The sequence below is a fragment of the Streptomyces albicerus genome (assembly GCF_008905045.1).
Lineage (GTDB): Bacteria > Actinomycetota > Actinomycetes > Streptomycetales > Streptomycetaceae > Streptomyces > Streptomyces albicerus.
In genome coordinates this window covers 15,598-35,886 of the sequence record NZ_VWMY01000062.1, presented here as the reverse complement: position 1 = coordinate 35,886, position 20,289 = coordinate 15,598, and the positions used below count along the sequence as shown (strand labels likewise).

The following is a 20,289-nucleotide window of genomic DNA, read 5'->3' as shown; positions in this document are numbered from 1 at the left end:
TCCGTCACATCCCTTCGCGGGTACTGCGCATGCCGCCGAAGCCGGTCAGCCGCACGAGGATCAGGGACAGTCCCGTGGCGGCCACCACGAGGAAGGACGCGATGGCGCTCGCGTAGCCGAAGTCGTAGCTCTTGAAGCCCGCCTCGTACATCAGGTACGGCAGGATCGCCGTGTCGGTGCCCGGGCCGCCCTTGGTGAGGATCAGCACGGTCTCGAAGTACGTGAGCGAGCCGACGACCATCAGGACGGTGGACGTCGTGATGGTGTGGCGCAGCTGCGGGAGCGTGATCGAGAAGAACTGGCGGTAGCGGCCCGCGCCGTCGATCGCGGCCGCCTGGTAGAGGACGTCGGGTATCTGGCGGGCCCCGCCCTGGTAGATCAGGGTGTGGAAGGGGATGAACTGCCAGCCGCCGACGAAGACGATCGCGAGGAACGCGCCGCTGGAGGAGCCGAGGGTGTTCTTCTGGATGATGCCGAAGTTCGGGTCGAGCAGGGCGTAGAAGAGCAGCGCGATCGCCGTCGAGGAGAGCAGGAACGGGACGAAGAAGATCGCGGAGAGCACCGCCCGGTTGCGCTGGTGGCCCGCCGCCCAGACGCCGAGGAGCAGCGCGACGACCGTCTGGAAGACCCAGCTCGCGGCCGTCAGCAGGACTGTCAGCCACAGGGACTGGACCATCCGGTCGTCGTTGATCAGCTTCTGCCAGTTGTCGAGGCCGACGGGCTGTGGGTCGCCGAGGCCGTCCCAGGTGGTGAACGAGAGATAGAACGCCACGCCCATCGGGACGACGGCGAAGAACGCGAAGAACAGGACGCCGGGAAGGGCCCAGGCGGCGTGCGGACGGCCCGCGTGCGCCTTGCCGGGCTTCGCTGTCGCCGGCGGGTGTTTCGTCGGGACCGTGGTGCTCACTTTCGTGGCGCTCACTTCAACTCCTTGCAGGCCGCCACGAACTGGCTCGGCGAGGACTTGCCGAGGAACAGCTTGCTGATCTCCGTGTGCATGGGCGTGGCGAGCTCGTCACCGAGCGCCTGGTCCCAGGAGAGCGTGAAGGCGGGCGCCTGCTCGACCATGTCGTACTGGAACTTCGCGTACTCGGGATTCGGGGCCGAGGCGAGGAGCTTCGCCGCGTTGGAGGTCGTCGGTACGTCTCCGTTGGCGACGAGGGCCTGTGCGTACGCCTCCGACGCGGCGTCTTTGAGGAAGGCGACGGCGGCGTCCTGGTTCTTCGTGCGGGCGTTGATGGACCAGTAGTTGGTGGGGTTGCCGACGACGTTGCGGACGTCGCCGGTGCCGGCCTCGACCGTGGGGAAGGCGGCCCAGCCCAGGTTCTTCTTGGCGAAGTCCGGGAACTTTCCGAGCTGCGTCGAGTACTCCCACGAGCCCATCAGGTGCATGGCCGCCTTGCCCTTGGCGAAGGCCGCGGGCGCGCCGCCGTTGACGTACGACACGGAGTTGAAGGCGGAGCCGAAGACGCCGTCGTCGACCAGTTCCTTCACCATCTCGGCGGCCTTCAGCATGGCCGGGTCGCCCCAGCCCTCCGCGTCGCCGTTCTGGATCCGCTTGAAGACCTCGGGGCCGCCGATGCGGTCGACCAGGTACTCCAGCCACATCAGCTCGGGCCACATGTCGGCGCCGCCGAGCGCGAACGGGGTGATCTTCGCCGCCTTCAGCTTGGCGTTGATGTCCAGCAACTGGTCCCAGGTCTTCGGTGGTTGGAGCTTGTGCTCGGCGAAGACCGACTTGTTGTAGAAGAGGATCACGGGCTGCATGCCGCGCATCGGGATGCCGTAGTGACGCCCGTCGAGGTCGCCCGCCGCGAGCACCGAGGGCAGGAAGCCGCTCGTGAGGACCGGGTCGGCCTCGATGATGTCGGTCAGATCGACGAGCTGCTTCGACTCCTGGTAGGCCTTGATCGAGCCGCCGCCCCAGTTGAAGAAGACGTCCGGTTGCCTGGGCGAGCCCATGGCCGTACGCAGCTTGGGGGAGTAGTCGGAGCCCGGCACTTTCGTCAGCTTGACCTTGCCCTTGGCCTTCTTGGCGGCGGCCGAGGCGTTGAACCGCTTGACCGACGCCTCCTGCACCTTCACCGCGTCGTCCCCGTACACGAAGGCGGTGATCGTGCCGCCGCCCCCGCCGGAACCGTCGCTGGAGCCGCAGGCGGTGAGTCCGGTGGTGAGCAGGGTGGTGGCACCGGCGCCGAGGATCCAGCGCCTGCTGAATGTCCGGCTGCCCGGGCTTCCGAGGCCTCCGCCCGTGGGCCGCCCGTCGTTGGACCGCCCGCTGATCGACTCCATGACAGCACCTCTTTTTTTGGCTCGCGCAGCCCCTGCGGCTCGCTCGCGTCGCGAATGTTTCGGGTGGCATTTCGAATGTTCCGGGAACGTATGGCGGTCGAAGGGCTTCGTCAAGAGGTTGCGCAGGGATACGATCCAGTCCATGACTCGCCCGAATCCCGCTGTAGCCCAGTCAGCGACACTCGCCGAGATCGCCCGCGAGGCGGGAGTCTCCGCTCCGACTGTTTCGAAGGTGCTCAACGGCCGTGCTGATGTGGCCCCGGCGACCCGGACCCGGGTCGAGGAGCTGCTGCGCCATCACGGCTATCGGCGCCGCCGGGCGGAGGCGTCCCGGTCGCCCCTCATCGATCTGGTCTTCCACGAGCTGGAGAGCGCCTGGGCGATGGAGGTCATCCGGGGCGTGGAGAACGTGGCGCGGGACGAGGGGCTGAGCGTCGTCCTCTCCGAGAGCGCGGGCCGGCTGACCCCCGGCCGCACCTGGGCCGACCAGGTCGCCGCCCGCCGCCCGCACGGCGTGGTCCTCGTCCTGAACGGGCTCGACGAGTCCCAGCGGGCGCTGCTCACCAGCCGCTCGATCCCGTTCGTGGTGGTCGACCCGGCGGGGGACCCCGGCGACGACGTGCCGTCCGTGGGCGCCACCAACTGGCAGGGCGGACTGGCGGCGACCCGCCATCTGGCGGACCTCGGCCACCGCCGCATCGGCGTGATCAGCGGGCCCTCGCGGATGATGTGCAGCCGGGCGAGGCTCGACGGCTACCGGGCCGCGCTCGACACGGCCGGCCTGCCGGTCGATCCGTCCCTGATCCGCACCGGCGACTTCCACCACGAGAGCGGCTACCGGGAGGGGCTGGCGCTGCTGAAGCTTCCGGACCGGCCGACGGCCGTCTTCGCGGGCAACGACCTCCAGGCCCTGGGGCTGTACGAGGCCGCCCGCGAGCTGGGCCTTCGCGTACCCGAGGACCTGAGCATCGTCGGCTTCGACGATCTGCCGGTCGCCCGCTGGGTCGGCCCGCCGCTGACCACCGTCCGCCAGCCCCTCACGGAGATGGCCGAGGCCGCGGCGCGGCTCGTCCTCGACCTGGGGCGCGGGGAGCGGCCGTCGACGGCGACACGGGTGGAGCTGGCGACGAGCCTGGTGGTGCGGAGCAGTACGGCAGCGCCTGCCGGGGAGGGGCGGGCGGCGTACTACGGAGCAGGAGCGGGGGCGTAGAGGTCGGCCGAGGTCGGAGGATGCGGTCGAAACTTTCGAAGAATTTCGTGGGCGTCCGCCCGACCTCTGGTGTCACCTGATGTCATCTGAGAAAACTCAACGAAATATGAGAGTTTCCCTAGGAAAGCCGGGAAGTGGTTCCTCCTTGTAATAATTCGGACTTATGTTCCTCTGTGTGAGCGGAGAAAACGAGCACGGGGGCGGGGGCGCCGCGATACGCGGCGGGGGTCAACGGTCGCGACGGTCACGGCTGTTCAGGGCGGCGGGAGTCGCGCTCGGCTGCGTCCTCGTCGTCTCGATGGCCGGGGCGGCGTGGGCGTACTGGCATCTGAACCACAACATCAAGAGCGTCGACATCGACAGCGCGCTGGGGGACGACCGCCCGGCGAGGGGGATGACGACGCCGATCCCGACAGGGCCGGACTCGGTCTCCGCCACCCCGCTCCCCAGTGGCGCGCTCAACATCCTGGTTCTCGGCTCGGACTCGCGAAACGGCAAGCGGAACAAGGAACTTGGCGGCGGCAGCAGCGGGGGAGCCCGCTCCGACACCGCGATGATCGTCCACCTCGACGAGGGCCGTACGAAGGCGACCGTCGTGAGCATCCCGCGCGACACCCTCGTCACGCGCCCCTCCTGCCCGCTGGACTCGGGCGGTTCTACGGCGGTGGCCTACGGCGCGATGTTCAACAGTGCGTACTCGGTCGGCGGGCCCGTGTGCGCGGTCAAGACGGTGGAGTCCATGACGAACGTCCGCATGGACCACTACATCGAGATCGACTTCGCGGGTTTCGCGGACCTGGTGGACGCGCTGGGCGGGGTCACGGTGACGACGGACGAGGACATCTCCGACGAGGACAGCCACCTCGAACTGGAGGCGGGCACCCACCACCTCGACGGCACCGAGGCACTGGCCCTCGCCCGCACCCGGCACGGCATAGGCGACGGCAGCGACCTCGGCCGCATAACCCTCCAGCAGCAACTGGTGAAGGCCCTCCTCGACCAGGTCGCCTCCACCAGCCTCCTCACCAGCCCCACCCGCCTCTACAACGTCGCCGACGCCCTGACCGACAGCCTCACCACGGACACCGGCCTCAACTCCCTGACCGAACTGATGGGCCTCGGCCAGAGCTTGAAGGCCCTCTCCTCCTCCACCACCGAGACGGTCACCATGCCGGTGGTCACCGCCCCCTCGGACCGCAACCGGGTCGTGGCGGACGAGCCGGAAGCCGGCGAGCTGTGGGAGTCCCTGAAGTGAGAATTGACCTCGTGACCTGCGGAAACGCCCCTGGCGGAGATCTTCTCGGAGAAATCTCGAAGAAATCCGGCTGAGCCTGTCGATCCCGCCGCCTCCCGTTCGACGCACGGGTAAGAGGGAGAAGCGGGGAGGAGCCCCGCCTCCGTACCGAGAAGGACCAGGGAGTCACCATGCCGCGCTACCTGTCGATGATCCGTATCGACGAGCAGAACGCGCCCGCCGAGGGGCCCAGCCCGGAGCTCATGGAGCGGATGGGGGAGCTGATCGAGGAGATGACGAAGGCGGGGGTCCTGCTGGACACCTCCGGGCTGACGCCGACCGCGGAGGGTACGCGGGTTCGGTGGGAGGGCGGGGAGCTGTCCGTCACCGACGGGCCGTTCACCGAGGCGAAGGAGGTCGTCGGCGGGTACGCGATGCTGCAGGCCAAGGACAAGGCCGAGGCCATCGAATGGACCAAGCGGTTCCTCCAGATCCACGAGCCGCACTGGACGGTGACCTGCGAGGTTCGCGAAGTCGTCGAGAGCTGAACCTTGGCCGTACGCGCCCGGGGGTGTCTGATGGTGGAGCGTGAGACCAGAGTCAGCGCCGTCGTCAGAACCAGAGCCGACAGACACCCCGGGCCGCGATGCGGAGCCACCGGGCACCGCGAGCCGTCCCGCGGCCCCGCCCGACCCGGCCGCCGCCCCCGCCCACACGCCCGCCCACGCCATCGAAACCGTCTTCCGTATCGAGTCGCCCCGCATCATCGCCGGGGTCGCGCGCATCGTGCGGGACGTCGGGATCGCGGAGGAGCTCGCGCAGGACGCGCTGGTCGCGGCCCTGGAGCAGTGGCCCAGGGACGGGGTGCCGGACAACCCGGGCGCGTGGCTCATGGCCACGGCCAAGCACCGGGCGATCGATCTCGTACGGCGGCGCGAGCGGTACGCGCGGAAGCTGGCGGAGATGGGGCGCGATCTGGAGACGGCCGCGCCGTACGGGCACATCGACGAGCCGTCCGATCCCGATGACATCGACGACGACCTGCTGCGGCTCGTCTTCACCGCCTGCCACCCCGTGCTCTCCGCCGAGGCCCGCATCGCCCTCACCCTGCGACTGCTCGGCGGGCTGGCCACCGCCGAGATCGCCCGCGCCTACCTCGCCCCGGAGGCGACGGTCGCCCAGCGCATCGTGCGCGCCAAACGGACGCTCGCCGCGAAGGGCGTCGCCTTCGAGGTGCCGTACGGGCCCGAGCGCGAGGCCCGCCTCGGATCCGTACTCGAGGTCATCTACCTGATCTTCAACGAGGGGTACGCGGCCACCGCCGGCGACGACTGGCTGCGGCCCGCGCTGTGCGAGGACGCCCTGCGACTCGCCCGCGTACTCGCCGAGTTGATGCCCAAGGAGCCCGAAGTGCACGGGCTGGCCGCGCTGTTGGAGCTCCAGGCCTCGCGATCGGCCGCACGGACCCGGCCGTCGGGGGAGCCGGTCCTGCTCAAGGACCAGAACCGGTCCCGCTGGAACCGCCTGCTCATCCGCCGCGGTTTCGCCGCCCTCGCCCGCGCCGAGTCCGTCTCCACGGGTGGCCCGGGGCCGTACGTCCTCCAGGCCGCCATCGCCGCCTGCCACGCCCACGCCTACACGTACGAGGAGACGGACTGGACGCGGATCGCCACGCTGTACGGGCTGCTCGCCGCCCGTGCCCCGTCCCCCGTCGTCGAGCTGAACCGCGCGGTCGCCGTGTCGATGGCCGAGGGACCCGGGCCCGCGCTCGTCATCGTGGACGCGCTCGCCGCCGAACCCGCCCTGCGCGACTACCACTTGCTGCCCAGCGTGCGCGGCGATCTGCTGGCGCGGATCGGGCGTACGGAGGAGGCGCGGGCGGAGTTCGAGCGCGCGGCCTCGCTCACGCGCAACGAGCGCGAGCGGGAGCTGTTGCTGGCGCGGGCGGTCGAGTGCGGTTAGCTCCGCCGGGAGCGGTTCGGAATCCGCGGGTCGGCGGGGGCCGGTCGCTCCCCCACTCTCGGCTTCGCTCGAGCGGGGGGACCCCCATCGCGGCGGAGCCCCAAATGCCACAGGCCCGCGCCCCTCAAGGGGCGCGGTACCCCGAACGCTCCACCCACCAAGACCCCGCCCCGCTCCCGTGTCACGGTGGCTGTACCTGTCGCCACCACCGGACCCCGGAGCACCGCCATGGCAGATCTGCAGGACGAACTGCACGCAACCGCCGAGGCCGGCGAAGTGGATCACCTGGATGCGGGTCACCTGGATGGTGAGAGGGCGTTCGAGCCGGCAGCCCCGGACATCCTGGACGCCCTCGAGGACCCGAACGCCCTGGAAGCCCCGGACGCCTTCGAGACCGAGGGTGCGTACGAGGACGAGCGCGAGGCCGGCCTCGACGGCGACGCGGCCCGTGCCCCGCTGGCCCGCGCCCACGCCCTCCTCGCCGCACACCCCGTCGCCGACGGCTACAGCGGTCTGCCGTGGGCGCTGCGGCGCCTCCCCTGGTACGACCTGGAGCTCGGCGAGAGCACGGTCGGCACGGATATGCCGAGGCTGCGCGCGGGGCACGTAGGCGCGTTGCTGGTGTCGCTGCATCTGCCCGAGGGGCTCGCCGGTGAACGGGCGGTCGGGGCCACGCTGGAGCAGCTCGACCTGGTGAAGACCGTGGTGGAGGCGCATCCGGAGAGCCTGCGGATGGCGTACAGCGCGGCGCAGGTCACGGATGCCAGGAACTGCGGCCGGATCGCCGTACTGCTCGGCCCGGCGTGCGCCGCCGCGCTGGACGACTCGCTGGGCATCCTGCGCGCGCTGCACACCCTCGGCCTGCGCGTCCTCACTCTCTCCGGCGTGACCTGGGCCGGGGAGGGCGGGCTGACCAGGTTCGGCGAGGAGGTCGTACGCGAGATGAACCGCGTCGGCGTACTCGTCGACCTGTCTGGTGCCTCCGCCGCGACCGTCCGCCGCGCCCTCACCATCTCCAAGGCCCCGGTCGTGTGCACCCGCTCCGCCGCCCGCGCCCTGCGCCCCCACCCGGCGAACCTCTCCGACGACGTGCTCGTCGAACTCGGCGACACCAAGGGGCTGTGCCTGGTCCCGCTGACCGCCGAACAGACGGGCCCGTCGGTACGGGACGTCGCGGACCACCTCGACCACGTACGCGAGCTCGCGGGCCCGGAGTGCATCGGCCTCTCGGGGACGTACGACTCCGGGGCCGCGCACCCGCAGGACCTGCCCGACGCCTCGGGCTACCCGCGCCTCGTCGCCGAACTCCTCCGCCGCGGCTGGTCCGAGTCCGACCTGGCCCTGCTCACCTGGGGCAACGTCCAACGCGTCCTGCGCAGCGCGGACTTCACGGGCCGCGCGGCCCGGCAGCGCCGCGAGCCGTCCACGGCGAGGATCGCCGAACTCGACGGGTAAGCCGGCGGTCGGCCCACGGCCGGCCTCAGTCGGCGCAGAGGCAGAACGGGTGCCCGGCCGGGTCCGCGTACACCCGCCAGTTCCGCTTCCGGTCCTCCGTGTCGAGCGCCTTCGCGCCCAGCGCCAGGACCTCCTTCTCCGCCGCGTCCATGTCCTCGACCGTCAGGTCCAGATGGAACTGCTGCGAGTCGTCCGGCGCGGGCCACTTCGGCGGTACGTGCCCGGGGGCGGCCTGGAACGCCAGCGTCAGCGGCTGCCCGTCGGGCAGCCGCAGGTCGATCCAGTCGTCGTCACCCTCGACGGTGCCGCCCAGCACCTCCGCGTAGAACCCGGCGAGCGCCCGCGGGTCGGGACAGTCCAGGACGACGGCGCCCAGCTTGGCGAGAGCCATGACTTCCTCCTCGGTTCGTTACCACTATGTCTGTCCAACCAGTAACCGTTACCGCATGCTTCCCCATTGGGGGTAACGGCGCAAGGGTGAGGCGGGAAGAGGGGGAGGTGTCGGCAATGGCGGCTCAGCGTGCCGACAACGTGACGCGCCTGCGCACACGCAGCGGTGGTGCTCGGTTACCGCATGCCTCCCGCCGGAGGTAACGTCGCAACCATGAGCGACCGCGCGCCCGCACCTGGCGGACTGGCCCTGATCGAGTCCCTGGTGAACACCCTGGACATCGAGTCGGGTGCCGACTCGCTGGACACGGCGGAGGGGCGCGCGGGGCTGGGCCTGGCGGAGGCGGACGTGGAGGCCGCGCGCGAGCTGCGCGAATCACTGCGTGCCGTCTGCCTCGCGCACGCGGGCCACCCGCCTCACCGCGAGGTGCGCCCCCTGGACGAGCTGCTCGCGACGGCCCCGCTCGTCGTCGCGGTCACCGCGGCGGACGGCTCGGCGAGCCTCCGGCCGACCGACCCGGCCGCTCTCACCTCCCGCGTGGCGGCGGCCGTCGCCGAGTCCCTCGCCGCCGGCACCTGGCTCCGTCTCAAGGCCTGCGAGGCGCCGGACTGCCACTGGGCCTACTACGACCGCAGCCCGGCGGGGCGTGGCCGCTGGTGCTCGATGTCGGTCTGCGGCGCACGGGCGAAGATGCGCCGCTACCGCGCCAAGTAGCGGCTACCGCGCCGAGTAGCCCCTACCGCGCCAAGTAGCCACCACTCCCGCCAGGACGAGCAGTCCGTCGAGGCGCCTGCGGACCAGCGGAGTGGGTGTCGTGGCGGTGCGGCTCAGGCCGTCGGCCGCCCCATCGCCCGGTACGTCCAGCCCGCAGCGCGCCAGGTGGCCGGGTCGAGGGCGTTGCGGCCGTCCAGCAGGACGCGGTCCGTCACGGTCTCGCCGAGCGCCGCCGGGTCCAGCTCGCGGAACTCGCGCCACTCGGTGAGGTGCAGGACGACATGGGCGCCGCGCACGGCGTCGACCGCGGTGTCCGCGTATCCCAGGGTGGGAAAGAGCCGCCGCGCGTTGTCCATGCCCTTGGGGTCGTAGACCGTGACCTGGCCGCCCTGAAGGTGAATCTGCCCCGCGACATTCAGCGCGGGCGAATCCCGGACGTCGTCGGAATCCGGCTTGAAGGTGGCGCCGAGTACCGCGACCCGCTTCCCGAGGAAGGAATCCACGCCCAGCGCCTCGCGCGTCATTTCCACCATCTGGCCGCGGCGCCGCATATTGATGGAGTCGATCTCGCGCAGGAAGGTCAGCGCCTGGTCGGCGCCCAGCTCACCGGCGCGGGCCATGAAGGCACGGATGTCCTTGGGTAGACAGCCGCCGCCGAAGCCGATACCGGCCCGCAGGTATCGCTTGCCGATCCGGTCGTCGTATCCGATCGCCTCGGCGAGCTTCACGACATCGCCGCCGGCGGCCTCGCAGACCTCGGCCATCGCGTTGATGAAGGAGATCTTGGTGGCGAGGAAGGAGTTCGCGGAGGTCTTCACCAGCTCGGCGGTCGGGAAGTCGGTCACCACGAAGGGCGAGCCCTCGGTCATGGGCGTCGCGTACACCTCGCGCAGCAGCTTCTCGGCGCGCTCGCTGCGGACGCCGGCGACGATGCGGTCGGGGTGCAGGGTGTCCTGCACGGCGAAGCCCTCGCGCAGGAACTCCGGGTTCCAGGCCAGCTCGACGTCCTCGCCGGCGGGGGCGAGGTCGACCAGTGTGCGGGCCAGCCGCTCGGCCGACCCGACGGGCACGGTGGACTTGCCGACGACGAGGGCCGGGCCCTTCAGGTGGGGTGCGAGCGAGGCGAAGGCGGCGTCGACGTAGGACATGTCGCACGCGTACTCACCGTGCTTCTGCGGGGTGTTCACGCAGACGAAGTGGATGTCTCCGAACTCCGCGACCTCGGCGAAGTCCATGGTGAACCGCAGCCGCCCGCTGGCCCCCTCGATACCGGCGACATGCTTGCGCAGCAGCTCCTCGAGACCCGGCTCGTACATCGGGACCTCGCCCCGCTTGAGCATCTCGATCTTCTCGGGGACGACGTCGAGCCCCAGCACCTCGAAACCGAGCTCGGCCATGGCCGCGGCGTGGGTGGCGCCGAGATAGCCGGTACCGATCACGGTGATCTTGAGGGCCATGGGTACTCCTGGGATATGCGGCCTTGGGTGCGGTGCCCGAGCATAGTCGGGGCGTGTTCGAGCCCCTCACCGGGCACATTTCCCCCTGTCGCCAAGCTCACGTATCACTCGCGTGGGCAGGCCCCTAAAATTTGGGTTACTTAACGGTAATTAGCGTCAGCATCACAGCGTCTTTGGAGCGTGAGAGACCTTGGCCGGATCGGCTGATTTCGACCTGTACCGCCCGTCCGAGGAGCACGACATGCTCCGGGACGCGATCCGCTCGCTGGCCGAGGCGAAGATCGCGCCGTACGCCGCCGTGGTGGACGAGGAAGCCCGGTTCCCCCAGGAGGCCCTGGACGCCCTGGTCGCCTCCGATCTGCACGCTGTGCACGTACCGGAGTCGTTCGGCGGCGCGGGCGCGGACGCGCTGGCGACGGTCATCGTGATCGAGGAGGTGGCGCGGGTCTGCGCGTCCTCGTCCCTGATTCCCGCGGTGAACAAGCTCGGCTCCCTCCCCGTGATCCTGTCCGGCTCCGAGGAGCTGAAGAAGAAGTACATGACGCCGCTGGCCAAGGGCGACGGGATGTTCTCGTACTGCCTCTCCGAGCCGGACGCGGGCTCGGACGCGGCGGGCATGAAGACGAAGGCGGTCCGTGACGGCGACTTCTACGTCCTGAACGGTGTGAAGCGCTGGATCACGAACGCGGGCGTGTCCGACTACTACACGGTGATGGCGGTCACCGACCCGACGAAGCGCTCGAAGGGCATCAGCGCTTTCGTGGTCGAGAAGTCGGACGAGGGCGTCTCCTTCGGCGCTCCGGAGAAGAAGCTCGGCATCAAGGGCTCCCCGACGCGCGAGGTCTACCTGGACAACGTCCGCATCCCCGCCGACCGCATGATCGGCGAGGAGGGCACGGGCTTCGCCACGGCGATGAAGACCCTGGACCACACCCGCATCACCATCGCCGCGCAGGCCCTCGGTATCGCGCAGGGCGCCCTCGACTACGCCAAGGGCTACGTCCAGGAGCGCAAGCAGTTCGGCAAGCCGATCGCAGACTTCCAGGGCATCCAGTTCATGCTCGCGGACATGGCCATGAAGATCGAGGCGGCTCGCGCCCTGACGTACCAGGCCGCGGCGAAGTCCGAGCGCGGCGACGCGGACCTCACCTTCCAGGGCGCCGCGGCCAAGTGCTTCGCCTCCGACGTGGCGATGGAGGTCACCACGGACGCCGTACAACTCCTCGGCGGCTACGGCTACACCCGCGACTACCCGGTCGAGCGCATGATGCGCGACGCGAAGATCACGCAGATATACGAAGGCACGAACCAGGTCCAGCGGATCGTGATGGCCCGCAACCTGCCGTAGCGCCGGCTTCCGGTACAAGTCCGGAGAAGAGGCACCCCTTAAGGGGTGCCTCCGAACGCCTGTGGCCGGCCGACGGCCTGTCGCTCGGTCCTTCGTCCCCCGTGTCTCAGTCCTTCGTCCCCCATGTCCACGGGAAGCCGAAGCCGTACGTCCGGTCCATCAACTGCTGGACCGGATCCCGCTCCGTGGCGGTGTACCAGCGGACCTCGCGGCTGATCGTGAGCCCGTCCGGACCAGGTGCGGCCAGGGCGATCGCGCAGCCGTTGACGCCGCCGGGGGAGTCGTCGAGGGCGATGCGGAAGCCGCCGGAAGGGGCGGTGACCGTGGCCGTGGCGCCCAGGCGCCGGAAGTCCACGGCGCCCTCGTACACGTAGACATAGAAGAGCAGCCGCCGGAAGTGCTCACGCCGGTCGAGGTTGATCCGGAGCGTCTCCCCGTCGGACGAAGCGCCGGTGCGGTCGTCCTGGTCGAGCTCCACGTACGGCCACGTGGTCAGGGAGCCGAAGGAGTTGCCCAAGGGCTGCACCGCCAGGCCCGAGCCGTCGGTGAAGGCGGCCAGGCAGCCGAGGTCGAGGTCCGCCTCGGTCGCCGCCGACCAGTTGAGGTTCACCTGGAGGACGCCGCGCCCCGCGATGCGGGCCTGCGGCGCCGCCTTGGTGAGCGCGATGTCCGCCGACGAGGACGGCCGCGGACGCCCGTCACGAGCGGCGGCCCGCTCGCGGGCGGCGGTCTGTTCCCGGCCGGTGGCCGGCTCGCGGCCGGCGGCCTGCGCACCGTCGGCCGTGGGCCTCAGGCGGATGGTGCCGCGCGGTCGATCGTCCTTGCTCAACTACGCCCCCTCACAACGCCGTTCGGGATACTGCGGGTGCCGGGAGTTTATGCGCGGGCGCACGGATCTGGAGTACTCTCTGTGCCTTCGGTCACACGTCGGGTGCGTGTGAACTGGCGGGGGTTCAGGGGCACTTCATACGGGTGGGGATCCACGCGTGCCGTCAACGCACCCCCGCGTCCGTCGTGTTGTGGGGGTGGGCATGCCGAAAGGCGCCCTGATGGACCGTCATGTGGTCGCTCAGAGCATCAAGGATCTGGCCGAACGGCCGGCGCTCGGGACCCGGAAGGAAGAGCTGACCGCCCTCGCGGACGCGCTTCGGAACAAGGACACCGCCGCGCTCGATCCCTGGTCGGATCTCGACCTGCTCGCCGCGTACGCCCGGCCGGAGAGCCTCCACGCGACCGGCGACCGCGAGCCCGAGCACAAGGGCTGGTCCTATGCCGAAGCGGTGCTGGGCGCGCTGGTCTTCGTGCCGTTGATGCTCACCTGGTACGGCCTGACCCGGGCGTCGAGCGCGTACGGGGCGCTGACCGGAGCGGACCCGGAGGCCGCCGCCCGGCCGTTCCTGCAACTGTGGCAGTCCGGCTTCGAGGGGCGCCTCACCGGAGCGTTCACCTTCGGCCACGTGGCGATGAGTGCCACCGTGGCCATCGCCGTGCTGTTCGCCCTGGTCCTCGTGCACGGCCTGCGACGGTCCGCCGTCACGCGCCGGGAGGAGGACGCCGACCGCGCTTCCGAGGAACTGATGGCGCTGCTCGTACCGGCGCTGACCCGCGCCCAACTGCTGCTGAACCAGCAGCGGCTCAGCTCTCCCCAGCGCTTCGCCGCCGAGCTCACCGGAGCCGCGTCGACCCTCAACAAGCTGGGCAGCAAGGCCGTCCAGGTCCAGAAGGACCTCACGTCGGCCGCCTCCGTCGTGGGCGGGGCGGTGGAGGCCGCCGAGCGCCGGCTGGCCGGGGTGGACACCTCCATCCGGCCCCTGGAGGCCGCGGCCGGCCGCATCGAGGCGGCGGTCAGCGACGGGGGAACGCAGGTCCGCAAGGCGCTCGACGACGTCCGCGACGCCAGTGGTGAGGTACGGCTCGCCGTGGAGGGCGCCGGTGACCGTGTCGAGGAGTCCGTCACCGTACTGGCCGCGTCCCAGCGGGCCTACACGACGGGTATCGAGGTGGCCTCGGACGTGTCCGTCCAACTGCTCGGCAGGCTCGGTGACGTCACGGAGGGCACGGCACGCGCCGTCGAGGAGTCCCAGCACGCGGTGCGTGAACTGAGCGCCCACACGGAAGCGCTGCGCGCGGCGGCCGACAAGTTCTCACGGCTCGCCGACGAACTGCGGGCCGATCCGGCGCCGCGGCCGGCCGACGGCCAGGACGTCGGAGAGCCGGAACTCGCGGACCAGACCCCGCAGCTGCCTCCGGCGTCCCTGACCGAGGCCCGATGAGGAGGCCGGCGAGCCGGAAGGGCCGGAGGTTCCAGCCACTGCATCTGGCGGGATGGCTGTTCGCGGACATGCTGCTCGTTCTCGCCCTGGTGGCCATGGGAGACCAGGGAGACCCACAGGCCGCGAAGACCCCGGGCCCCTCGCCCTCCCCCTCGGCGTCGGAGCAGAGCAAGAAACCCCGGAACAAGGGCCCCCGGGCCGTGGTCCGCACGCCGGTCAAGGTGGGTGTCGACGCGAGGGCAGGGGACAAGGACGCCATCGTGCGCGAGCTGCGCAAGGCGACGGCACGCTACGAGGGGCGGCAGGCCGCCTTCGTGCTGACCTTCGGCCGCCACACCGACCCGGGGGCCGGCGGCAGCTACGCCCACGAGGTCAACGCACTGCTGGAGAAGGCCCGTTCGGACATGTTCCGCGGCGCCACCACACGCGACTTCTGGAAGGGCGGAGCCTCCTCGGGCCACGCCGACATCGAGATCTACTTCTACACGTACTGACCGTCCACCTGCACTGACCGTCCACCTGTACTGATCGTCCACCCGTACTGATCTTCTGCACGTACTGATCCGGAGGCACGAGACCTTGCAAATCCTGCCCTTCTACCTGCTCTGTGACGAGTCCGGGTCGATGTCCGGCGATTCGATCGACTCCATCAACGGCGCACTTCCGGAACTGCACCACGAGATCAGCACCAACCCCACCGTCGCCGACAAGACCCGTTTCTCCCTCATCGGCTTCTCCGACAGCGCCACCGTGCTCCAACCACTCGTCGACCTCAGCGACATCGACGAAGTGCCCGCGCTGGCCGCAGGCGGGCTCACCTCGTACGGCGACGCGTTCCGCACGTTGCTGCGCTGCATCGAAGCCGATGTGGCCGCGCTCAAGGCGGAGGGCCACGAGGTGTACCGCCCGGTGGCCTTCTTCCTGTCCGACGGCATTCCCACCGACTCGGACTGGGAGCAGGCGTACAAGGAACTGACCCAGTCCCGGTTCTGTCCGAAGATCATCGCCTTCGGCATAGGCGAGGCGCAGGAGTCCACGATCGGGCAGGTCGCCAACTTCCGGGCGTTCATCCAGAAGGACACCTCGGTGTCCCCGGCCCAGGCACTTCGCGAGTTCGCGTCCAGCCTCACGCGGTCGATCGTCCGGTCCGCCGGGAGCATCGCGGCCGACGGCGGCAACGGATTCACGCTGGCCGTGGACGACACCGTGCCCGGCTTCTCCACCGTCTCCCTCGACAAGCTGTGAGGTCACTCCGATGGGACAGGACAGGAGCGCCGCGCACATGAACGCCGGACCGTCCCATGCCGACCCGCAGCGGCACGATCCGCTGGACGAAACGTGGCGGACCGTCGACCAGTTCTTCTCCGAACCTCCGGAGCCCGCCCCGGCCGCCGTCGGTCCCGAGCCGGCACCGGAGCCACCGCCGGTGACGCCGCCTGCCCAGCCGCCACCGCCGGTGACGCCGTACGCCACCGAGCCGGCGCCCGCGCCCGCGCCCGCGCCCGGACCCGCACCCCAGGAAGCCGCCCTCCAGGAAGTCGCACCCCAGGGCGTTGCGCCCGAGGAAACCGCGGCACAGGTCCCCGTCCTCCCCGTCCTGGGTGTCCCCCCGCACTCCGGCCGGAAGCCCCCGATGTACCCACCGGAACCCCGTGGTGTCCCGGCGGTCCGGCACGACCCGACTGCGGCTCTGATCCCCGACATGGTGGTGGACGGCGCCGCCTACGGCTCGCTGACGGTGCGGGCGGCCTCCGTACGCGGCGACTCGCACCGCTATCAGAGCGAGCCGCGCCAGGACTCCCTGGCCGTGGCGCTCATCGGTGCGCCCGGCCCCGAGGGGCTGCTGCTGCTCGCCGTGGCGGACGGCGTGGGTTCGGCAGCGCGTTCGCACGTCGGCTCGCAGGAGGCCTGCCGGCTCGCCGCGATACACCTGGACACCGTCTCCGCGGAACTCGGTGCGGCGCTGCGCGCGGGTGACCAGAGCCGGTTCGCCGAGCTGGTGGACGCCGCGGTGGGGCGAGTGGGAACGCTCCTGACCCACCACTCCTACGAGCGGGGCGACGACCCGGCCGCGTACGCCACCACCCTGCGTGCCCTGCTCGTGCCCCTGGACCCGGAGATCCGCACCCGCGGATTCCTGGCCGTCGGCGACGGCGGCACCGCTCTGCTGCGTGACGCCCAGTGGAACCTGTCCCTCACGGATCCGGAGCACGGCGGCGACGGGATGATCGACACTCGCACGGCGGCGCTGCCGTACAGTCACCGCGCCCGCGCCCAGCTCCTCGGTCCGGTCCTGCCCGGCGACGTACTGGTCCTGTGCACGGACGGCCTGTCCACGCCGCTCGCGGGGGACGACGGGATGCGGGACTTCCTGCGTTCCGCGTGGGGTGCCGGGGCCGTTCCCGCCCCTGCCGATTTCCTCTGGCAGCTGCAGTACCGGGTGAAGTCGTACGACGACGACCGCACCGCGGTCGTGCTCTGGGAGGGCACGCCGTGAGCCCCGCCGACGGAGCCGATGTCCCGCTCGGCGCGCTCACCCTGGGGATCCGCGTCGGTGACGGCGGCCAGGGCGAGGTGTACGACGTGGACGGCGGCCCGGGACGACTGCTGTACAAGAGCTACCGCGAGCCGCGGAAGGTCGACGGCGGGGAACTCGGGGCCCTCGTGGCGCTGCGCCAGGGACTCGCCCCCGCCGACCGGGACCGGCTGGACCGGGAGACGGCGTGGCCGCTGTGCCGGGTCATGGACGGCGGCCGGGTGACCGGCTTCCTCATGCACCGCGCCCCGGACTCCATGACCTGGCGGACGTCGCGCGGTGACACCCGGCTGACCGAGCTGTCGTATCTGCTGCGCGCTCCCAAAGCCGCCTGGCAGGCCGTTCAGCAGCCGTCTCCGGCCGAGCGGTACGCCCTGGTGGTGGCCGTCGTCGAACTCTTCCAGTGGCTGCACGCACTGGGACTCGTCGTCGGGGACGTCTCGCAGGCCAACGTGCTGTGGACCGTGCGACCGGGGCCGGCCCCGTACCTCCTCGACTGCGACGGGGTGCGCCTCGTGGGACGGCCGCCGGTCCTGGAGCAGGCGGACACCCCGGACTGGCATGACCCGCTGGCGTCACCGGGCTCCGTCACCGTGGACAGCGACCGCTACAAAGTGGCCCTGCTCGTGGGGCGCGTCCTGGGCCAGGACGCCTACGCGGCTCCCGGCACGCCCCTGCAACCGTTGCCCGGCGTGCTCGACGACCGACGGGAGAACGCGGTCAGGGCGCTCTGGGAACAGGCCGCAGGACCGCGCGGCAGCAGACCGCACCTGGGCCAGTGGCGCACGGCCCTGGCCGGCCGGGACACCATCAGACTCCTCGCCGCCGAGCCGCCCCCGAAGCCCACTGTGGACCGCTCGAAGTTCGACGGCCCCCGCCACCGTGGACGCATCCCCCTTCGCGACTGATCCGCCGCTTCGCGCACCTCGGACCGCCCTGCAGACGTGCAGAAACGGAGTTCAGCCGTCCAGCAGGGCACTCAACGCGCCACGGAGATCCGCCGGTTCGCGATAGTGGACCCCCCGCATCCCGAGCGCGACCGCCGCCTCCACGTTCTCCAGGGTGTCGTCCACGAACAGGCAGCGCCCGGCGGGAGCGCCGGCCCGTTCAACGGCGATCTCGAAGATGCGCCGGTCCGGCTTCACGACACCCACCCGCGCACTGCTGACGACATGGTCGGCGAGATCGGTCAGACCCATTTGCCTCCAGGTCCTCCTCCAACCGGCGTTGTCGATGTCACAGAGCACCGCGTCGAACGGTGGTCGATCGGCGGGCGGTCTTCCGGTGGGGTGGGAGATCGTCATGGCGGCAGCCTGGCATCCGGGCTCAGGAGGCCGTCTCCCGGGCCGCGCGGGCGCACGGCAAGGGCAACGGCAAGCAACCGCGGGTGCAACGGCAAGGGCCCCGCCGAGTGGATCGGCGGGGCCCCGGAACGCGTACGCGTACGGCGGAGGTCGGTCAGTTGCCCGACACCGTTACCTTCTCGTCGTTCTTCAGCTCCTCCACCAGTTGCTTGACCTTGGTGGTGTCCCACTGGAGGTTGCCGTTGGCGGAGTTGCCGGAGATGGGCATGTTCATGGACTTGCCGTCGCCGCCGGTGATGCCCTTCATGGCCCAGAACATGGAGGCGAGGTCCCAGAGGGACATGTCCTTGTCGACGGTGAGGGTGCCGAGGCTGGAGCTCATCGTCGGGTAGAGCTTGAAGGGGTTCAGGATCGTGGACGGGGTGGCCGTCTGGTTGGCGAGGGCCGCGAGGAACTTCTGCTGGTTCTTCGTACGGTCCAGGTCGCTGCCCGCCAGCGCGTACCGGGTACGCACGAAGGCCAGCGCCTGCTCGCCGTTGAGGGTCTGCTTGCCCGCCTCGAAGTCGGCGCCGGACTTGTCGTCCTTCATGCCGCCCTTGGGGATCTCGATCTCCACGCCGCCGACGGAGTCGACGATCTTCGCGAAGCCGGCGAAGCCGATCTCCGCGTAGTGGTCGATACGCAGCCCGGTGTTGGCCTCGACGGTACGCACGAGCAGCTCGGGCCCGTCCTCCGCGTACGCCGCGTTCAGCTTCACCTGACGGCCGGTGCCCGGGAAGGTCTTGCCGGACTCGGAGCCCTTGAACGTGGGGATCGTCACATTCGAGTCGCGCGGCAGCGAGATCATCGTGTTCCCGTTGTCGCCGACGTGCAGGATCATCATCGAGTCCGTGCGCTTGCCGTCGGCGGAGCCCGTGTGGAGCTTCTTCTTCTCCTCCGCGGACATGCCCTCGCGGCTGTCGGAGCCGACGATCAGGTAGTTCGTGCCCTCGCCCGCGTCGGGCCGGTCGATGACCTTCGACAGGTCGACGTCCCGGTTGAGCTTGGAGTCGGCCCAGAAGTACGTGCTGACGGAGACCACGAGCAGGAGCGTGACCAGCGTGATCGCGGTCCACTTGATCCGCCGGCGCCAGTTCGGCGCGGGCCGCGGCCCCCGCCCGTGCGGCCCCGGCGGGTCCTCAGGACCCCCGCCGCCCGGCGAGCCGTACACCTGGCCCGTGTTGTACCCGCTGTCGTAGCCGCCCTCGCCGTAGCCGTCCGTGTACGTCGGCTGCGGCGGGACCCCTCGAGGCGGCGAGGAGCGCGGAACGGCCCCGGGGCCGCGCTGCACCTGCCGCATCACGCGGGCGCCCTCGGGCCTGGCGCTCGCGCTGCCGCGGCCGTACTGGTCGCCGCCGTTGTTTCCGGACCGTCCCTGGGGCCAATCGTTCATGCGCCCCAGTGTGCAGTGCCCGCCTGTGCTGCATACAAGAGTCTTCGGAAAATCGCACCACGGCTGTTGCAGAGCTGATGCAAATCAGCCCTTGCACGCCCCGGCATAAGGTGGACGCCATGACAGACCAGGCTCGCGCCCCGGAATCCGATATTCCGGGCAAGCCGATTTCGGCGTCCCGGACCACCCTCAGCCACATCATGACCCACAACGACACCAACCTCCTGGGAACGGTGCACGGTGGAGTGATCATGAAGCTGGTCGACGACGCGGCCGGCGCCGTGGCCGGCCGGCACTCCGGCGGGCCCGCCGTCACCGCCTCGATGGACGAGATGGCCTTCCTGGAACCGGTGCGCGTAGGCGACCTGGTCCATGTGAAGGCACAGGTCAACTGGACGGGTCGTACGTCGATGGAGGTCGGCGTCCGCGTTCTCGCCGAGCGATGGAACGAGTCGACGCCACCCCAGCAGGTCGGTTCGGCCTATCTCGTTTTCGCCGCGGTTGACGCCGATGGCAAGCCCCGACGGGTACCTCCGGTGGTTGCGGAGAGTGAGCGGGATCGGCGTCGGTATCAGGAGGCGCAGATCCGTCGTACCCATCGGCTTGCTCGGCGGCGGGCGATCATGGAGTTGCGGGAGAAACGTTCCGCTGAGGGGCTGGATGACTAGGGCTCCGCGGGTC

20 protein-coding genes are annotated in these 20,289 nt (G+C 70.4%); 13 read left to right on the top strand and 7 right to left on the bottom strand.

The features are described from left to right. Nucleotides 1–4: 4 nt before the first annotated feature. Complete coding sequence (locus tag GAS53_RS41675; RefSeq protein WP_151483008.1) at nucleotides 5–907, bottom strand: carbohydrate ABC transporter permease; 903 nt, start codon at nucleotides 905–907, stop codon at nucleotides 5–7. A gap of 11 nt (nucleotides 908–918) precedes the next feature. After that, a complete protein-coding gene (locus GAS53_RS41670) occupies nucleotides 919–2,292 on the bottom strand; it encodes an ABC transporter substrate-binding protein (protein WP_151482973.1) in 1,374 nt (457 codons plus the stop codon). A 142-nt stretch (nucleotides 2,293–2,434) separates the two neighbouring features. Between GAS53_RS41670 and GAS53_RS41665 the strand changes: the two genes are divergently transcribed. The 5 genes from GAS53_RS41665 to GAS53_RS41645 all read left to right on the top strand — a co-directional run bounded on the left by GAS53_RS41665 (nucleotide 2,435) and on the right by GAS53_RS41645 (nucleotide 8,153). Then, a complete protein-coding gene (locus GAS53_RS41665; RefSeq protein WP_151482972.1) occupies nucleotides 2,435–3,502 on the top strand; it encodes a LacI family DNA-binding transcriptional regulator in 1,068 nt (355 codons plus the stop codon). Nucleotides 3,503–3,665: 163 nt separating this feature from the next. Next, nucleotides 3,666–4,757 (top strand): LCP family protein, encoded by a 1,092-nt coding sequence (locus tag GAS53_RS41660; RefSeq protein WP_151482971.1) that lies wholly within the window; start codon nucleotides 3,666–3,668, stop codon nucleotides 4,755–4,757. 170 nt (nucleotides 4,758–4,927) lie between these two features. Next, a complete protein-coding gene (locus GAS53_RS41655; RefSeq protein ID WP_151482970.1) occupies nucleotides 4,928–5,284 on the top strand; it encodes a YciI family protein in 357 nt (118 codons plus the stop codon). Between the two features lie 181 nt (nucleotides 5,285–5,465). Then, nucleotides 5,466–6,698 carry an RNA polymerase sigma factor gene (locus GAS53_RS41650; RefSeq protein ID WP_225859415.1) on the top strand — a complete coding sequence of 411 codons (1,233 nt, stop codon included), beginning with the start codon at nucleotides 5,466–5,468 and terminating at the stop codon, nucleotides 6,696–6,698. Nucleotides 6,699–6,926: 228 nt separating this feature from the next. Further along, a complete protein-coding gene (locus GAS53_RS41645; protein WP_192583502.1) occupies nucleotides 6,927–8,153 on the top strand; it encodes a dipeptidase in 1,227 nt (408 codons plus the stop codon). A gap of 25 nt (nucleotides 8,154–8,178) precedes the next feature. On the opposite strand, the gene GAS53_RS41640 is transcribed toward GAS53_RS41645, so the two are convergent. Continuing rightward, on the bottom strand, nucleotides 8,179–8,544 hold the full coding sequence (locus GAS53_RS41640; protein WP_151482968.1) for a VOC family protein: 366 nt from the start codon (nucleotides 8,542–8,544) through the stop codon (nucleotides 8,179–8,181). 213 nt (nucleotides 8,545–8,757) lie between these two features. Between GAS53_RS41640 and GAS53_RS41635 the strand changes: the two genes are divergently transcribed. Further along, on the top strand, nucleotides 8,758–9,258 hold the full coding sequence (locus GAS53_RS41635; protein ID WP_151482967.1) for a CGNR zinc finger domain-containing protein: 501 nt from the start codon (nucleotides 8,758–8,760) through the stop codon (nucleotides 9,256–9,258). Nucleotides 9,259–9,371: 113 nt separating this feature from the next. Here GAS53_RS41635 and GAS53_RS41630 read toward each other — a convergent pair whose 3' ends face one another. Continuing rightward, nucleotides 9,372–10,715: a UDP-glucose dehydrogenase family protein gene (locus GAS53_RS41630; RefSeq protein WP_151482966.1), complete on the bottom strand. Its 1,344-nt coding sequence runs from the start codon at nucleotides 10,713–10,715 to the stop codon at nucleotides 9,372–9,374. 190 nt (nucleotides 10,716–10,905) lie between these two features. Between GAS53_RS41630 and GAS53_RS41625 the strand changes: the two genes are divergently transcribed. After that, nucleotides 10,906–12,063, top strand: a complete 1,158-nt coding sequence (locus GAS53_RS41625) for an acyl-CoA dehydrogenase (protein WP_151482965.1) — start codon at nucleotides 10,906–10,908, stop codon at nucleotides 12,061–12,063. A gap of 106 nt (nucleotides 12,064–12,169) precedes the next feature. Here GAS53_RS41625 and GAS53_RS41620 read toward each other — a convergent pair whose 3' ends face one another. Then, nucleotides 12,170–12,892, bottom strand: coding sequence for a tellurium resistance protein TerA (locus GAS53_RS41620; RefSeq protein ID WP_151482964.1), 723 nt, complete (start codon nucleotides 12,890–12,892; stop codon nucleotides 12,170–12,172). Nucleotides 12,893–13,094: 202 nt separating this feature from the next. On the opposite strand from GAS53_RS41620, the gene GAS53_RS41615 reads away from it, so the two are divergent. The 5 genes from GAS53_RS41615 to GAS53_RS41595 all read left to right on the top strand — a co-directional run bounded on the left by GAS53_RS41615 (nucleotide 13,095) and on the right by GAS53_RS41595 (nucleotide 17,780). Continuing rightward, nucleotides 13,095–14,336 (top strand): methyl-accepting chemotaxis protein, encoded by a 1,242-nt coding sequence (locus GAS53_RS41615; protein WP_151482963.1) that lies wholly within the window; start codon nucleotides 13,095–13,097, stop codon nucleotides 14,334–14,336. Beyond that, nucleotides 14,333–14,830, top strand: a complete 498-nt coding sequence (locus tag GAS53_RS41610) for a hypothetical protein (RefSeq protein WP_151482962.1) — start codon at nucleotides 14,333–14,335, stop codon at nucleotides 14,828–14,830. Before GAS53_RS41615 ends, GAS53_RS41610 begins: the two co-directional genes overlap by 4 nt. An 85-nt stretch (nucleotides 14,831–14,915) precedes the next feature. Beyond that, nucleotides 14,916–15,581: a vWA domain-containing protein gene (locus GAS53_RS41605; protein ID WP_151482961.1), complete on the top strand. Its 666-nt coding sequence runs from the start codon at nucleotides 14,916–14,918 to the stop codon at nucleotides 15,579–15,581. A gap of 37 nt (nucleotides 15,582–15,618) precedes the next feature. Further along, nucleotides 15,619–16,833 carry a protein phosphatase 2C domain-containing protein gene (locus GAS53_RS41600; protein ID WP_151482960.1) on the top strand — a complete coding sequence of 405 codons (1,215 nt, stop codon included), beginning with the start codon at nucleotides 15,619–15,621 and terminating at the stop codon, nucleotides 16,831–16,833. Then, nucleotides 16,830–17,780 (top strand): hypothetical protein, encoded by a 951-nt coding sequence (locus GAS53_RS41595; protein ID WP_151482959.1) that lies wholly within the window; start codon nucleotides 16,830–16,832, stop codon nucleotides 17,778–17,780. Before GAS53_RS41600 ends, GAS53_RS41595 begins: the two co-directional genes overlap by 4 nt. A 51-nt stretch (nucleotides 17,781–17,831) precedes the next feature. Here the strand turns inward: GAS53_RS41595 and GAS53_RS41590 are convergent, their stop codons facing one another. Continuing rightward, entirely contained in the window at nucleotides 17,832–18,071 is a 240-nt protein-coding gene (locus GAS53_RS41590) for an HAD-IA family hydrolase (RefSeq protein ID WP_404829404.1), read from the bottom strand. A gap of 259 nt (nucleotides 18,072–18,330) precedes the next feature. After that, entirely contained in the window at nucleotides 18,331–19,608 is a 1,278-nt protein-coding gene (locus tag GAS53_RS41585) for an LCP family protein (RefSeq protein ID WP_151482958.1), read from the bottom strand. A gap of 119 nt (nucleotides 19,609–19,727) precedes the next feature. Between GAS53_RS41585 and GAS53_RS41580 the strand changes: the two genes are divergently transcribed. After that, on the top strand, nucleotides 19,728–20,276 hold the full coding sequence (locus tag GAS53_RS41580) for an acyl-CoA thioesterase (protein ID WP_225859412.1): 549 nt from the start codon (nucleotides 19,728–19,730) through the stop codon (nucleotides 20,274–20,276). The last annotated feature ends 13 nt before the right edge of the window (nucleotides 20,277–20,289 follow it).

Coding starts and splice junctions, on each gene's coding strand:
- GAS53_RS41580 (WP_225859412.1), top strand. CDS start 19,728: ATGACAGACCAGGCTCGCGCCCCGGAATCCGATATTCCGGGCAAGCCG.
- GAS53_RS41665 (WP_151482972.1), top strand. CDS start 2,435: ATGACTCGCCCGAATCCCGCTGTAGCCCAGTCAGCGACACTCGCCGAG.
- GAS53_RS41660 (WP_151482971.1), top strand. CDS start 3,666: ATGTTCCTCTGTGTGAGCGGAGAAAACGAGCACGGGGGCGGGGGCGCC.
- GAS53_RS41610 (WP_151482962.1), top strand. CDS start 14,333: ATGAGGAGGCCGGCGAGCCGGAAGGGCCGGAGGTTCCAGCCACTGCAT.
- GAS53_RS41640 (WP_151482968.1), bottom strand. CDS start 8,544: ATGGCTCTCGCCAAGCTGGGCGCCGTCGTCCTGGACTGTCCCGACCCG.
- GAS53_RS41630 (WP_151482966.1), bottom strand. CDS start 10,715: ATGGCCCTCAAGATCACCGTGATCGGTACCGGCTATCTCGGCGCCACC.
- GAS53_RS41670 (WP_151482973.1), bottom strand. CDS start 2,292: ATGGAGTCGATCAGCGGGCGGTCCAACGACGGGCGGCCCACGGGCGGA.
- GAS53_RS41590 (WP_404829404.1), bottom strand. CDS start 18,071: ATGGGTCTGACCGATCTCGCCGACCATGTCGTCAGCAGTGCGCGGGTG.
- GAS53_RS41635 (WP_151482967.1), top strand. CDS start 8,758: ATGAGCGACCGCGCGCCCGCACCTGGCGGACTGGCCCTGATCGAGTCC.
- GAS53_RS41645 (WP_192583502.1), top strand. CDS start 6,927: ATGGCAGATCTGCAGGACGAACTGCACGCAACCGCCGAGGCCGGCGAA.
- GAS53_RS41585 (WP_151482958.1), bottom strand. CDS start 19,608: ATGAACGATTGGCCCCAGGGACGGTCCGGAAACAACGGCGGCGACCAG.
- GAS53_RS41600 (WP_151482960.1), top strand. CDS start 15,619: ATGAACGCCGGACCGTCCCATGCCGACCCGCAGCGGCACGATCCGCTG.
- GAS53_RS41655 (WP_151482970.1), top strand. CDS start 4,928: ATGCCGCGCTACCTGTCGATGATCCGTATCGACGAGCAGAACGCGCCC.
- GAS53_RS41615 (WP_151482963.1), top strand. CDS start 13,095: ATGCCGAAAGGCGCCCTGATGGACCGTCATGTGGTCGCTCAGAGCATC.